Origin of the sequence: Streptomyces sp. NPDC007901, from assembly GCF_042959465.1 — a bacterium.
GTDB lineage: Bacteria > Actinomycetota > Actinomycetes > Streptomycetales > Streptomycetaceae > Streptomyces.
This window is the reverse complement of record NZ_JBIBKW010000013.1, coordinates 1-14,179: the sequence shown is the minus strand read 5'-3', so window position 1 is coordinate 14,179 and position 14,179 is coordinate 1. Positions and strand designations below refer to the sequence as shown.

Sequence of the window (14,179 nt, the reverse complement as noted above, 5' to 3'; positions counted from 1 at the left end):
GGACGGAATGGGGCCCCTATCGGAAGACACCATCATCCGCCCGGCGACGCCCCGCCCGTGCCCGTGCCGAGTGTCGTACGTGTCCCTGCGGGATGATGCTGTGTTCCGTTGTGTGGATCGAGGCGTCGGGATTCGGCGCCTCACTCGTGTTCAGCGATCGCCCGCCGTCTCGTCATGCCCGCACATGCGGCCACAACACGCTCCGACAAGGACATCGGGGCATCCGGCCGGCACTCGGCAGCGGGTTTGCACGGTGCTCGTGCCGGCCACGGCGCTGACCGTACGGGAGATCCGCAGAGGGCTGCCCTTCGCACCCACCTGGTGGTCCTTCATCTTCCCCCTGGGTGCCTGCGTCACCGGCACCAGCGCGCTCGCCGCACGTACCGGCTCGCGGCTGTTCGTCTGGATCGCTGTCGTCCTGTATGCCCTGCTTCTAGCCGCTTGGGCAGTGGTCGCGTGGTACTCCCTGCGCCATGCGTTCCGACAGCGTGAGCGCGCCCCCCGATGACAGGGCCCCTGTGCCAGCACCGGCACCCGTGCCTATGGCAGCGCCCCGGGCGCCGTCGAGGCCGTGCTCTGCGGGCGAGCCGTTTGCCCCCCTCCGGCGGATCCGTGCGCGGTCGTGGGGCGGGCCCGGAGCTTGCCGGCCACCATGGCGGCGAACACGACAGCCCAGAACACTGCGGCGATCCAGACTTCCCCGCGGCCCACGCTCGTCATCCACGAGGTTGCGGTCGCGCGTCCCAGCTCGTGCGTGGTGACCGCATACATGCCGACCGGGAAGACGAGGTTCCACCAGCCGAGCTCGTAGCGCAGCGGGACGCGGCGCAGCGCGTGCCGCCACACGCCCAGAGCCAGCAGGAGCGGGATCAGCCAGCTGGAGAACGCCCACAGGACGACGGACACCCCGATGACGAGTGGACGCGACAACATCGTGCTGCCGGGCGGTAGTGCGATCAGCCGCACTCCGGCGAGCACGGTGATCGCCGCCGCCCCCATGAAGATCCATACGGACGTCATGAGGCCTTCCGGCTGCACCGGCCGGGCCAGCAGCCGGGCCAGGACCAGTGCGGCGGTCAGCAGGTACTGCATCAGTCCGACGCCCCAGCACGCCATCGCCAGCACGGCCAGTACGTGTCCCGGGGTCACCCGGGCCAGCGAGGCCGCCGCGACCGCCACCGACTCCGATCCCACCGCCCACAGGAACCAGGTGCCGTTCACCTGGTCGAGCGAGGGGCCCCGCTTCAGGGAGGTGATGAGCGCGAACGGGATGCCGTAGTCCAGCACCACCCACCCCAGCGTCCCGAACGCCAGGAATACCCCGGCGACCACGGTGTGGCCGTCCGGCACAAAGCGCGCGGCCAGCACGTTCGAGGAGATCGCGAGGGTGAGGAGCGCGAAAGCACGCGGCCCGAGGAGATCCGCGACGAACCGCTCGCGCCGGCGCAGCAACCGCCAGCCGTAGGCCGGTACCAGTACCGCGAAACCTGCCAGGGCCACCCACAACAGTACGGCGGAGGCGGTGTGGGCGCCGTTGACGTACAGGGCCGTGGAGACGATGCCGGTGCCCATCACGAAGGCGAGCGCGCCCGGGTTGAGGTCGGCCACCGCGGCGGAGACGGCCGCGCGGTATCCGGGCGGCCGGGAGCCGGGATCGGTGAGCCATTCGGCCAAGACCGCGGTATGGCTGTGGTCCATGTCCTGGGCGGCGGTCAGCAGGGTGAGGGTGCGGTGTCCGGCCAGGTCCCGAAGTCGGGCAACCGCGTTCCGGTGCCGTTGATCGCTCAGTTCGGTGAGATAGCGGCGGCGGAACTCGCCGAACTGCTGGGGGTGGCGGCCGTACCAGCGCTGCAGCTCGACGGAGGGTGCCACGTCCGGCAGCCACTCGGCGAGCGGTGCGCCCTGCCGGGGCACGCCTTCCGGCCAGACCCGGTCGACCAGCACGCGTTCGCCGGCCTGGTTCGGCGTTTGCTCATCGATACTGCGGCAGATGACCTTGGCCATGACGCGTCCTCCGGCCGCTCTCGCGGTGCCAGCATTTTACTAGTTTGAGAATTGCATTGCCTTTTGGGTGTGGGGACGGTGTGAGGGGCGGCGGGTACCGGGGTGACGACCGCCCGGGCCAGGGCCCGGGTGACGGTGTCCGCGATTGCCTCTGCGGTCGGGCCCCGGCTGGGGTACCTGGAGAGCCCGCCGCCGCGGGCCGGAGAGCTCACCGGCCGCCCCGTCACGAACTCGTGGACGTAGGCCGGTGCCCGACGTCCCACAGGCTCAGACCCCTCAGGTCCGCCGGCTGGTTGATGTGTGCCAGCAGGCTCGTGCCGCCGCTCCTCCTCGATACTGCCGTGGTGTCGACGGATACGCGGTGGGCAGCCGATACCCACCGCGCGAGCCGCTGGTCACTCGAAGGCCGACGCCACCAGAGCCTGCTGCTCCACACCGTGCCGGCGGGCCGAGCCGACCGCGGGCGCGGGCGCCTCGGGCCTGCTCACACACTCCACAGCGCGCCGGGCCGGCCGGTGCAGACGCGCCGCGACGAATGACCACGCACCCTGGTTCTCCGGCTCCTCCTGCACCCACCGCACGTCCGCGGCCGAAGGGAAGCGGGCGAGTTCCGCTTCGAGCTCCTCGTCGGGGAACGGGTAGAGGCGCTCCACGCGCACGATCGCCGTGTCGGTCGAGCCCGAGGTGTGCCGGTGGGCGTCGAGGTCGTAGTAGACCTTGCCCGAGCACAGCAGCACGCGTGTGACCTGGGCCGGGTCCGCGGTGTCGTCCGGCAGGACCGGGCGGAAGCCGCCCTGGGTGAACTCGGCCGGGGCGGAGGTCGCCGCCTTCGACCGCAGCATCGATTTCGGAGTGAAGACCACCAGCGGCCTGCGGCCGTCCAGTGCCTGCTGCCTGAGCAGATGGAAATAGTTGCCGGGCAGGGAGGGCATGGCCACGGTCATGTTGTCCTGCGCGCACAGCTGAAGGAAGCGCTCGATCCGGGCGGAGGAGTGGTCCGGGCCCTGGCCCTCCAGACCATGGGGCAGCAGCAGCGTCACTGCTGAGCGCTGGCCCCACTTCTGCTCGGACGAGGCGATGTACTCGTCGACGACCGTCTGCGCGCCGTTGGCGAAGTCCCCGAACTGGGCCTCCCACAGCACCAGGGCTTCGGGGCGGGCCAGCGCGTAGCCGTACTCGAAGGCCAGCGCCGCAAGTTCGGACAACATCGAGTCGTACGGCGCGAAACCTGCGGCCCGCGGGCCGAGGGAGTGCAACGGCGTGTGCTCCGCACCCGTACGACGGTCGGTCAGGACGGCGTGGCGCTGGCCGAAGGTGCCGCGCCGGGAGTCCTGCCCGGCCAGCCGGACCGGGACGCCGTCCAGCAGCAGCGAACCGATCGCCAGCATCTCCGCGGTGGCCCAGTCGACCGTGCCGGTGTCGAGTGTCCGCGTACGCCGGTGGAGCTGCGGCAGGACGCGTGGGTGCACGGTGAAGCCCTGCGGCAGGTCGGCCTGCGAGGCGATCACCTGTCGCATCGCCGCCTCGCCGATCGCGGTCACCGCCCGGCGTGGTGCGCGCGGCGCGGTGCCCTGTCCGGCACCGGTGCCGGAGCCGGGCACGTTCTGGGCGGGGTGGGCAGCGGGCAGCATACGGGTCTCGGCGAAGGCCCTCTCCAGGTGGTCCTGGTAGTCGCGGCGGGCACCCTCGACCTGCCGTTCGCTGATGTCGCCGCGTGCCACCAGGGCCTCGGCGTACAGCGTGCGCACCGACGCCCTGGCATCGATGCGGTCGTACATCACGGGCTGTGTGATGGACGGGTCGTCGACCTCGCTGTGGCCGTGACGCCGGTAGCACACCAGATCGACCACGACGTCCTTGTGGAAGGTCTGGCGGTACTCGAAAGCCAGCCGCCCGACGCGGTCGACCGCCTCCGGATCGTCGCCGTTGACGTGGAAGATCGGGGCCTCCACCATCCGTGCCACATCGGTGGCGTAATTGCTGGAGCGGCCGCTGGCAGGCGAAGTCGTGAAGCCCACCTGGTTGTTGACCACGACGTGAACCGTCCCGCCCGTGCGGTAGCCGGGCAGCTGCGACATGTTCAGCGTCTCGGCGACCACCCCCTGGCCGGCGAACGCCGCATCTCCATGGACGGCGACCGGCAGGACACGCGCGGCCCCGCTGTGTTCTGCCGCCAGATCCTGCTTGGCGCGCACCACTCCCTGCGTGACCGGCCCCACGATCTCCAGATGGGAGGGGTTCGCCACGACCGAGACGGCGATCGTTCCGCCCTGCAGAGCGCGGTAGGTGCCCTCCGCGCCGAGGTGGTACTTCACGTCCCCCGAACCCTGCACGGACTCGAGGTCCACCGCGTCCTCGAACTCGCCGAAGATCTGGGCGTAGGACTTGCCGATGATGTTGGCCAGGACGTTCAGCCGGCCGCGGTGCGCCATGCCGATGACGGCCTCCGCGACACCGTCCTCGATGGCACTGTGCAGCAGGGCGTCCAGCAGCACGACGGCCGACTCGCCGCCTTCCAGCGAGTACCGCTTGTGGCCCACGTACTTGGTCTGCAGGAACGTCTCGAAGGCCTCCGCCGCCCCCAGCCGGTACAGGATCCGCAGCTGCCGGGCACGGTCCGGCCGATGCTGCGGGCTCTCGACGCGCTGCTGGATCCAGCGGCGTTGGCGGGAGTCCTGGATATGCATGTACTCGAACCCGACACTGCCGCAGTAGAACTCCCGCAGGGCGCCCAGCACTTCATCGAGCGTTGTCGCGGCGCGCCCGGCGAACCCGTCCACGACGACATCCTGTGCCGGGTCCACGCCGTGCAGTCCGAACGCGGCGGGGTCCAGTTCCGGATGGGCGGCGACGGGCTGCGCCGCGAGCGGGTCCGTGCCGGCTGTCAGATGTCCGCGCACGCGATAGGCGTGGATGAGTGCCGCGACCCGGACGGCCCTGAGCGCCGCCTCGTCGCCGTCCTCATGGTCCGGGGCGAAGAGGGCGCCCACCGGCCGGGTCGGCGATGTGTCCTGCGCAGCCGCAGTGGGCGAGGACGCCGCGGCGGCCGGGGCTCCCGGGTTCGCGAAGAAGTCCCTCCACGTCTCCTCGACCGAGTCCGGGTCGCGCAGGAAACGTTGCCGCTGCTCGTCCACGACCCATGCGTTGAGTCCGAAATCCAGTCCGTGAAGCACGGTTCGAGCGGTGTCTGATTGCGAGGCCATGGCGTAGAACGCCTTCTTCCCTGTGTGAAGCCCTACGATCCCGACGCAGCCCCGGCATCCGTCTGCCCCGCGTGTTCCGTACCCCCGGATCCGGCACCCGCTGCACAGACCGATCTCTGCGAGCACGTCGCATTGACGACGGTAAATCCGTGAGAGAACGGGGACGGACGGTCCTCCGGGCCACATCAGCCTCATATCGGGACATCGGCAGACGGCCGGCCGCGGGTGCCGCCGCCGGATGGCGGAGCCGGTGCGGACGATGCGGTGTCCTGATCCGAGGGCTTCACGTCCCACCGACCCGCGATCGGCCACGCGGGGAACCTGGTTGTGACCGTGTGGCCGCGAGCCCGCGGCCGGTGAACCCACCCGGGGAACGAACATGACCGACTGCGATCCGGCGGACACCGCACGGCAGCCGCCACCGATCCTGTGGAGCCTTGGCCTCCTGCACGGCGAGTTGCGGGCGCGGCACGGCCTGTCGCTCCACGACTACCTCGTTCTCGGTGCCCTCGCCGGAGCCGAGGGCCGGCCCGTGCCCGTGACCCACCTGACGGCCTTCCTCCAGGAATCAGGGACCCGGATGTCCTACCTCCTGAAGAACCTGCAGGCCGCCGGACTGATCGAACGCGATCGCCGAGGCAGAGACCGCAGAACGGTCGAGGTCACACTGACCGAGGCAGGACGTGCCAGGTTCGCCGACGCCGAGAGGACGGCGCACATGCGGCTGTGCCGGCACGTCGTCCCCTGACTGATTCACCCCCAATGGTCGTCAGCCGGAATCCGGTCGTCGTGGGCACCCCAGGGCTCGGCGATTCCATTCCTTCGCCGCACTCCGGCTCTTCCCACGCGGACGCCGCCCCCCGGACACGAGTCTCCGCCGGTGATCCCACCGGCCCGCCACTGGTGGCCAAGGGCGCCTTGGCCGCGGCCCGTGACCTGGCGATGTTCACCACGACGTATGGCTGGGGTCTGCGACGGCGGGAGGCTGCCCGGCTGGAGACGCACGACTGGCGGCGTCAGGCCAAGTTGCCGGAGTTCGGCGACTACGCGGGCTGGCTGTCCGCTGGGGCAAACCGGCTGGTCCGGGGCAGCCGCCGAAGCGGCGGATGGTGATCTCGGTTTGGCCCTGGGCGGTGCAGACCGTCCGGCTCTACATGGAACACATCCGCCCGCAGTTCTACCTCGACCGCCCGGATGACGGGGTGATGTTCCCGACCGAACGCGCGGAGATGATCTCCGAGCGTGCGTTCAACCAGCGGTTCCAGCACTGGCGCAAGCTCGCCGAGCTGCCGGAGTGCCTGAGCCCGCACTGCCTGCGGCACACCTATGTGACCCGGCTGATCGAGGCGGGCTACGACGGCCAGTTCGTGACCGAGCAGGTCGGCCACTCCCACGCGGCGACCACCGCGATCTACACCGCGCTCAGCAGCGACTTCAAGAACCTCAAGGTCCGCGAGTTCCTGGACGCGGCCGAGGAGGCTCAGCTGGCGGTCGCGTTCGCCAGGGCGGATGCCGAGGCGGAGATGGACGACGACTTCAGTGATCAGGCAACTGGCGAGCTTGTCGGCGCTGGTCGGTCGAAGGAGATGTGATGACCGCGGTTCCCGCTGGCGGGTGTGTCAATTTAACGGCTGATCTTGGTTGTTGAGTGGTCAGTTGTTGCTCGGCGTCAGGCGGCCCTCGAAGGCGATCTGGAAGGCGTTGAGGGGTGCCTTCCAGCGCATGGTCCACCTCTTGCGGCCCTTGCCGGTCGGGTCCAGGCTCATCAGTGCCATGTAGATGCACTTGAGGGCGGCGACCTCGTTGGGAAAGTGTCCGCGGGCGCGGACGGCCCTGCGGATGCGGGCGTTGACGCTCTCGATCGCGTTTGTGCTGCAGATGACCTTGCGTATCTCGACGTCGAAGGAGAGGAAGGGCACGAACTCGGCCCAGGCGTCGGACCACAGCTTCACGATCGCCGGATACTTCCGGCCCCAGGACTCCTGGAACTCCAGGAACCGCTCCGTCGCCGCGTCCTCGCCGGCTGCGGTGTAGACGGGCTTGAGTGCCTTTGCGACCTTGTCCCAGTCCTGACGGGCGGCGTAACGGAACGAGTTCCGCAGCAGGTGAACCACGCACGCCTGGACAATCGTGCGAGGCCAGACGGTCTCCACGGCCTCGGGAAGGCCTTTGAGGCCGTCACAGACCGGCATGAGCACGTCGTCCAGGCCGCGGTTCTTGAGCTCGGTGAACACGTGCAGCCAGTACTTCGCCCCCTCGCCGCCGTCCCCGGCCCAGATGCCGAGTATGTCGCGGGTGCCGTCCACGGTCACCGCCATCACGACGTAGACCGGACGGTTCGCGACCTGCCCGTCCCTGATCTTGACATTGATGGCGTCCACGAACAGGACCGGATAGACGCGGTCGAGGGGACGGTTCTGCCATTCGGCCATGCCGTCCATCACCTTGTCGGTGATGGTGGAGATGGTCTGCTTGGACACCTCGGCGCCATACACCTCGGCGAGATGAGCCGATATCTCGCCGTGTGTGAGTCCCTTCGCGGACAAGGAAAGCACCATCTCGTCCACTCCGGTCAGCCGCCGCTGCCGCTTCTTGACGATCTGCGGCTCGAAGCTGCCGGCGGTATCACGCGGCACCTTCACCTCGACCGGCCCGACATCGGTGAGCACAGTCTTGGACCGCGTGCCATGGCGGCTGTTGCCGTTGTTCTTCCCAGCCGGATCGTGCTTCTCGTAGCCGACGTGGTCGGTGATCTCACCTTCCAGGGCCGATTCCAAGACCCGCTTGGTCAGCTGCTGCAGCAGCCCACCCTGCCCGGTCAACTGCAGCCCCTCCGACCGAGCCCGCTCCACGAGCATCGCGACCAGTTGCTCGTCTGACACGGGCGCAGGCTGCCCGGGCTGGGGACTCTCGACAGGCTCCACGGTTTCCAACTCCACGGCGGTGTCAGTCACTTGACGTCTCTCCCATGATCGTCGGATCCGCCGTTAGATTTACACTCCCGCAGAGCACCCCCGGCTCGCTGGGAAGCACGCCGGCGAACCAGTTGAGTGCCGCTGTGCACGCCTTGGCGGCGTACCCGAATCCCCGCGCCTCCGGCAGGAACACCATGGAACGCGGAGATCACGAACTGCAACTCCCGTGGGAGTGGGGAGGCCGCAGGGTCGTAGGCCTCTGGGATCGTCTGCTCGGTTTGGCTTGGCCTTCAGCCGACATCGTGGGCGGTGAATCGATCGTTCCGGCGCCTTGCTGCCTTCGCGGGCGAAGGGCTCGGCGGTTACCCGGTCCTTTGCTGTTGGCTGCGTACTTCCCAGCCCCAGGTGAGGTCAGTGGCTGCCAAGCCCGTACATTGCAGTTGGACGCCGCCTCCGGAGACGCCGATTTGAGCGTCGAGGCTGGGCGGGTTTTTGATCGCAGAGGCGTCCGTTCCGCTGCCTTCGAGCTGCGTTATGTTGCCGCGGCGAGTCACGAGCGCGGTGAACTTCCATGTCCCCCGCGTCGTGCACGTGTTGTTCGTGACCGTGAGGACGATGTCGACGCGTCTTACCTCCGGGGCGGCGAGATCGAAGAGCTTCGTGGTCACTGGCTCGGCGTTCGTCGTGGTCGTCGTACCGAACGCCGTGTCTACCGATACGGTTCGTCCCCCGTGTCTCTGGGGAGACGACAGGGATTCGACGCTTGCCGGCATCCCGTCCGTCGTTCCTGTCGTGAAGAGGCTTGCGGAGCCTCCTTGGGGGAGCCAGACCCCCGATCCCGCGGGGGCTGCCTGGACCCTCAGACTGAACGGGCCGCTCGTTGCGTTTGTGAAGGTTTTCGTCCAGGATGCCCCGGGGCCGGGCTCCACGATCACCGTTGCGTTCCGTGCCAGCGTGCCCGTGAATCGAACTCGGGCGTGTGCTGCCTGCTCGCTGGTGAGAACGATCTCTCCCCCCACCGAGACGTCGACGTTGATTAGCGTCTGCGTTTCAGTCCCAGATGATGTCCCCGTCGCTTACCTGTGTGCCAGGCCTGTCCACCCAGGCTGGCTCAGTCTGTGGGGTTGGTGGGGGCGTTGTGGCGGTCGTGTATCCCGAGTTGCGAGCACGCCACATTGAACCGCCGGCCCCGCTGGGATGGCCGTCGGGGACGCGGAACACGTATCCGGCAGGGAGGTAGATCTGAGGGAACCACCCAGGCGGATTGAAGTATTTGGTCTTTATTGCATTGCGGCCCTTCGCACGCCAGGCCGCTGGCCAATTCAATTGCCCGTCCTTCGGTGCATTGAAGAGAACATCGCCTTGCTCGAACGCGTTCCCTCCGGACACATCGACGTCTGAGAGGTCGGGAAGGTACGGCGCATCGGTACGCGCTGGAACAGCTCCGAGCCGCCGCTCACACCCCGTCTTATTTCCAAGCCAGAGAGAAGGGAAGCAGATTGCGGCAGGTTGCGGAAGAGTCTGGCCTCCAACCTGGGAATACGAGTGGAACGGGTACACCGCGGTTCTCCGTGCCCACCATTCGACGCGCCACCGATGGGTTGGGGGTTCGAGGTCGAGAGGAAAATGCAAATTTGGGTGCTCTCGCCCGGTAACGCCGTCCCAGCGGTCCCACAGGATGCCGACATCATGCGTCCAATGATCAGGAACATTCGGAGCAGTCTTGCCTGGATTCTCCGCTGGCGGATACCCCCAGTCATCGTTGGAGTCGGCGCGCTTGAGCCACGCGACCGTCGACTCTCTTTGGTCACCCACGCCGACAATAACGGGATTCCTGACACTTCCGCTGGACTGATGGCCCGGATCCCACGCCTCGGAGCGGCGTGTCCACACCTGGAAGGGGACGGGAATAGTGTGCACCGTTGCCGTGGCTACCTCCGATGCGGCGGTCATCCGGTCGGTTACTGATTCGACGCTCGCCGTGCCGTTATCGAAGTGGGGCGCGTTTTGCCCCTGCTCGGCGTAGATATATCCGTACGTTGAGCAGTTTTCAGTCCCTTCATGCCATAGCGCTCCGCCTTCATGGGCCCAACAGGTCCAAGTAATGTCACCGTCCGGGACTGCGAGACCTAGCTTCGTTGGCCAGTTTGGCTCATGGCTGTCCGGGCTTGAAGCAGTCTGATGTGGTGAAGCTCCGATATCTGTGGCTCGATATATGAATCCGGTCCTCTTTTTCGCCGTGGGCAGCATCAGCTGCCCGGGGCTTATGTGCGCACCTTGGGACCATGTGAACTTAGGATCAAGCAAATTTCCCTGACCAGTCCACAGCCCGTCGGAATTGATTGCATACCCATTGCCTTCAGCATGGATTGCATCCCACCGATTACCCAGGAAGGAATGTTCATGCACGCCCCATTCTCCGCACCCGGAAACGCTCAAGGTTCCGCTCTGTGCTCCCGCATTCGCGTCGCCTCCTTGGGTGACGACCCCGCTTTCACGGCAATTGGTGATGCGAATACTTCCCTTCAAGCACCAGTTGTCGGCGTTGTATCGACCCGGATCTCCTTCAATGAGAATGCCGCACCCCTGAATAGAGTGGACAAAAATGTCCTCGAGAATAACTCCATGACTACGCACGCGGATTCCCACCGTACGGACCGTCTCGTCAAGCGGGGCCGTATCGTCCTGGACGACGGCAAGGTTATAGATTCGCAAAAATTGCGCGCTCGTCCCTGACCCGTCCGTGGCTATTTGTTGGATATCTACGAGGGCGTCGCCATCGCCCATATCCTTGGCGAAGAAGAGAATGGTGGAGGCCTGGTCACCGATACCACTGGCTCCGTGAAGCGACACAGAGCCATCGATCAGGATCTTCGACGCGCAGCGGTACACGCCGGGTCCGAAATGGAGGATCGTTCCCGTATTGGCCTTTTCGCTGTAGTCGCGGAAACGCTTGGCGGCATTGATCGCAGCGTTGATCGCCGCACTCTCGTCGTTCGAACTATCTCCTGTGGCACCCCACCAAGCCACATTGAACGGCTGCGTTACCGTTCTCTGCCACAGGCCGCCCGTTGTGCCCGCTTCGTCAGTAGCTGTCACGCGCAATGCTTCGTCGCCGACCACCGCGCGCAAACCTGGCTTGTACGTCCCGCCATTCGTCGGCACTGGCAGCGTGAGCGTATTGCTGTCGTAGACGGCACTTTTGTCCCAGATCTGATTGATCGGAGCCGCCTTTACCGTTCCCTCGGGCAAAACACCCGAGACGGCGATCCGTTGCGCGCCCGGAGGCAAGCCGTGGTCCGGTACTGTGAGTTGTACGCAACTTGCGCGGGGATGTGTATGTGCATCGATCGCTGCAGTCGCAGGAGCCCCCTGTACCAAAAAGCGTGTCGTTGGGGCGCTGGGGTCGAGTGTGATGATCCAGGCACCAGTCGCAGTACCGACATCGCTTAGAAAGACGCTCTGTCCCGAGACGAAGTTGTGCGGCTGGGCCGTGGTGAAGGTCGCGACGTGGTCGGATGACACGCTCATCGCGGTGATGTCGATGGTGACGACCGTCGCCTTGGTGACGCGCGATGTCGCAGGAACACCGATGAAGGTGAAGTCACCCCCGCCGTTGTCACCCGCCTTTGCGTAGCCGGCGACTGCAGCCGTCCCGCCCTGAGGCGCGGTTACAAGCCGTTTCAGCTCGGCGATGGAAGCCACTGAGTAGTTCCTGTTCTCTTCGATCCAAGGCAGGGGAGTCGTCCCCACCGTGATCGTGCTCTGCGTTCGAAGGGACCACTGCGTGTGTGCGTTGGTGTTGCCTTCCGAGACACGAACCGTTGCCTCGTGCATGTCCGATGGCGCGGGCCCGGGGGGCATGTCAGGGGCCCGATTCAGCCTGGCTCGAACCCCTGTTGGCAGCGCGCTGGCGACGTAGATCCCATTGGCTGCGGGGTCATTCTGGTCCTTCACCAGGACACGATCCTGTGGCGCCACGGGGAGACCGTCGATCAACGTGACCGCTTGCAGGTCCGGTATATGCGTCGTGGTAGCCAGCCTGACAGGGTCCTTCGACGTAGCCATGACCATCTCTTCCTCTGTAGAACGCGAAACAAGTCGATGTGAAAGGGGTCGATGTGAGCGGACAAGAGAAGCACTCCGGACCAGCGGCTTTCACAAGCACACCGGTGACCTTGGCATATCACTGGTTCTACACACGTCTACCGTCCATCCCTCGCGATGTTGCACCGGCAGAACTTGCAGTGCGATGCCCGAGCAGTAGCATGTCCTTCTCAAGAGGCAGACTCCCGCGGAGAAGTCCCGGCCCCCGAAGCAGCGGACCCCGCTGGGAACCACCGGTAATCTCGCTGTGGACATACCCGGCCCCGGTTTCTCACCTGGACCCGTTGGTGCCACCGCTTCAGCTCAGTCCGGAAATCGGGATTCGTGGCCGCCCGATGCGCGAGTGTGGTGCTGAGGGCCTGAGCACGGTCGACGTCCGTCGGCGCCTGCTCAAGGCGTCAAGCTCTGCTTCCCCAGAGGAGATCGCCGAATGCCTGTTTGGCCACTTCACCACCCACACCGTCGGCCAACGCGGCCAGCAGCTCCATCGAAAGTCGGGTCCATCAGATACCGGTAGCTTGCGTTATCCGCTATACATTCACGCTACGCCAGACCGTCAGCCTGCGCAGATCGGGCAAGACCCGATGGCTGTTCCGAACGCGGTCACTGTCCGTATGCACGCTGTGGGCGCCTTGAGCAGAATCGAGTATTGCTCTCCGCCAGCACTCTGGATCAATCCGCCAGGCTCGCGGCGACTTCATGCTGATGCAAGAAATTAAGCACTGAATCGGATGGGATCAGGTAGCTGTATCCGCCCTCCTTGCGAGCCGCCCGAACAATGCCGATTACGTGACCCTTGGGGTTCACTCCGGGCGCACCGCTAAAACCATAAGCCGTGTGGAGTCGCGTCTCGATCATGGGGGCACCTGAAAACCCTGCAAGATGCATCTCAATTCCCGTGACAGGTCCCACACGGACTTGCGGCTCGGGTGACGAGCCCGTGTATCCAATGGCAGTGATTTCCTCTCTGAAGATCGCCACAATATCTGGGTAGCCAGCTGACTCTTGAAACGTGAGCGCGGGGAAATCCTGGCGGTCGGTTGCGAGCAATGCCAAATCAGCATCGTAATCCCAGGCCAGCACGGTGGCATCCAACTCTTCTCCGGTATGAAGCTGAAGAGTCGCCCGCACCTCTTCACCTCGCAGTGCGTGTGCCGTTGTGAGAACGCGCCCCGGTGCTACGAAAAAGCCCGAAGCGGATGGTCGTCCTTCGATGATCAACCGCACAATGGACACCTTCAAGGAAGAGAATAGAGAATCTAGCGTCTTCTCTGCGGCAACTGCTGTTTCGCGTGATGACCGTGCGGCAATATGAGAAAGTGCAGCTGCACTTCCCTCACCGCCATAGATCTCCGCAAGCTTGGCCGCCAAATCGGGATCACCTAGTGCGTCAATAGCGAGAAGCGCCGCTCTCTTTTCTCTCTCATTGTTAGAGCCGAGGTATGGAATTAGCGGGGGATTGCAGAGCTGCGCTGCACGGTGAGTTCCCGCTCGGCGCGCGCAGCCTCGCTCCCCCTTTGGTGCTTCGATACCGTAAATGTGGCCCAACCTCCAATCGATGCGATCATGAGTCCAGAGAACAATGGAGCAAAAGCAGAAAAGCGATCCCAGTTGTCCTTCTTGTCACCCTTTAGTTCTCCCTTCAGGTTCTCCAAGTCGCGGCGAATTTGAGCAAGATCTTCCGGCCTCGATGTCGGAGACGGGCTTGCGGGGCGCGCGATCGCCGACTCACGACTCGGATCCACACGATCAGAGGAGGCACTAAGAAACACCGCTACAAGCGATCCGAAGATGAGAGTGGCGGCGACAGCGACGAACGCCAGGCGTGTGCTTCTCGGGTTCATGGGAGCTTTGGCGCCCTAGCTTGATCTTTAACCTGTGCGGCGTGGTCGTGGGGCGGTTGACGTCTTCGTTCGCTGTTTCGCGGGTTGTGTCTTGCGGGGTGTGTGC

At 65.6% G+C, this 14,179-nt stretch carries 10 protein-coding genes; 4 read left to right on the top strand and 6 right to left on the bottom strand.

Annotated features, from left to right (window positions below):
* The first annotated feature begins 7 nt into the window (after positions 1–7).
* Positions 8–508: a hypothetical protein gene (locus ACFZDK_RS34805; RefSeq protein WP_390978715.1), complete on the top strand. Its 501-nt coding sequence runs from the start codon at positions 8–10 to the stop codon at positions 506–508.
* A 32-nt stretch (positions 509–540) separates the two neighbouring features.
* Here ACFZDK_RS34805 and ACFZDK_RS34800 read toward each other — a convergent pair whose 3' ends face one another.
* Positions 541–2,004 carry a DUF488 family protein gene (locus ACFZDK_RS34800; protein ID WP_390978124.1) on the bottom strand — a complete coding sequence of 488 codons (1,464 nt, stop codon included), beginning with the start codon at positions 2,002–2,004 and terminating at the stop codon, positions 541–543.
* A 395-nt stretch (positions 2,005–2,399) separates the two neighbouring features.
* Complete coding sequence (locus tag ACFZDK_RS34795; RefSeq protein WP_390978122.1) at positions 2,400–5,207, bottom strand: multifunctional oxoglutarate decarboxylase/oxoglutarate dehydrogenase thiamine pyrophosphate-binding subunit/dihydrolipoyllysine-residue succinyltransferase subunit; 2,808 nt, start codon at positions 5,205–5,207, stop codon at positions 2,400–2,402.
* A 379-nt stretch (positions 5,208–5,586) separates the two neighbouring features.
* On the opposite strand from ACFZDK_RS34795, the gene ACFZDK_RS34790 reads away from it, so the two are divergent.
* From ACFZDK_RS34790 to ACFZDK_RS34780, 3 genes are read left to right on the top strand one after another with little or no spacing between them, the layout of a single operon-like run.
* The gene (locus ACFZDK_RS34790; RefSeq protein WP_390978120.1) at positions 5,587–5,955 is read left to right on the top strand and encodes a MarR family transcriptional regulator; all 369 of its coding nucleotides are present in this window, start codon (positions 5,587–5,589) and stop codon (positions 5,953–5,955) included.
* Positions 5,956–5,969: 14 nt separating this feature from the next.
* A complete protein-coding gene (locus ACFZDK_RS34785) occupies positions 5,970–6,320 on the top strand; it encodes a hypothetical protein (protein WP_390978118.1) in 351 nt (116 codons plus the stop codon).
* Positions 6,314–6,799, top strand: a complete 486-nt coding sequence (locus ACFZDK_RS34780) for a tyrosine-type recombinase/integrase (protein ID WP_390978116.1) — start codon at positions 6,314–6,316, stop codon at positions 6,797–6,799. Before ACFZDK_RS34785 ends, ACFZDK_RS34780 begins: the two co-directional genes overlap by 7 nt.
* A 60-nt stretch (positions 6,800–6,859) precedes the next feature.
* Here the strand turns inward: ACFZDK_RS34780 and ACFZDK_RS34775 are convergent, their stop codons facing one another.
* The 4 genes from ACFZDK_RS34775 to ACFZDK_RS34760 form a co-directional block, all read right to left on the bottom strand.
* Positions 6,860–8,065 carry an IS256 family transposase gene (locus ACFZDK_RS34775; RefSeq protein ID WP_390978713.1) on the bottom strand — a complete coding sequence of 402 codons (1,206 nt, stop codon included), beginning with the start codon at positions 8,063–8,065 and terminating at the stop codon, positions 6,860–6,862.
* A gap of 419 nt (positions 8,066–8,484) precedes the next feature.
* Entirely contained in the window at positions 8,485–9,057 is a 573-nt protein-coding gene (locus ACFZDK_RS34770) for a hypothetical protein (protein ID WP_390978114.1), read from the bottom strand.
* 115 nt (positions 9,058–9,172) lie between these two features.
* Positions 9,173–11,827, bottom strand: a complete 2,655-nt coding sequence (locus ACFZDK_RS34765; RefSeq protein WP_390978112.1) for a glycosyl hydrolase family 28-related protein — start codon at positions 11,825–11,827, stop codon at positions 9,173–9,175.
* A gap of 1,074 nt (positions 11,828–12,901) precedes the next feature.
* A complete protein-coding gene (locus tag ACFZDK_RS34760) occupies positions 12,902–13,600 on the bottom strand; it encodes a trypsin-like peptidase domain-containing protein (RefSeq protein ID WP_390978110.1) in 699 nt (232 codons plus the stop codon).
* Positions 13,601–14,179: the final 579 nt, after the last annotated feature.

What these genes read in the sequence shown, in the direction of transcription:
- ACFZDK_RS34805 (WP_390978715.1), top strand. Translation starts at nt 8, where the DNA reads ATGGGGCCCCTATCGGAAGACACCATCATCCGCCCGGCGACGCCCCGC.
- ACFZDK_RS34800 (WP_390978124.1), bottom strand. Translation starts at nt 2,004, where the DNA reads ATGGCCAAGGTCATCTGCCGCAGTATCGATGAGCAAACGCCGAACCAG.
- ACFZDK_RS34795 (WP_390978122.1), bottom strand. Translation starts at nt 5,207, where the DNA reads ATGGCCTCGCAATCAGACACCGCTCGAACCGTGCTTCACGGACTGGAT.
- ACFZDK_RS34790 (WP_390978120.1), top strand. Translation starts at nt 5,587, where the DNA reads ATGACCGACTGCGATCCGGCGGACACCGCACGGCAGCCGCCACCGATC.
- ACFZDK_RS34785 (WP_390978118.1), top strand. Translation starts at nt 5,970, where the DNA reads ATGGTCGTCAGCCGGAATCCGGTCGTCGTGGGCACCCCAGGGCTCGGC.
- ACFZDK_RS34780 (WP_390978116.1), top strand. Translation starts at nt 6,314, where the DNA reads ATGGTGATCTCGGTTTGGCCCTGGGCGGTGCAGACCGTCCGGCTCTAC.
- ACFZDK_RS34775 (WP_390978713.1), bottom strand. Translation starts at nt 8,065, where the DNA reads ATGCTCGTGGAGCGGGCTCGGTCGGAGGGGCTGCAGTTGACCGGGCAG.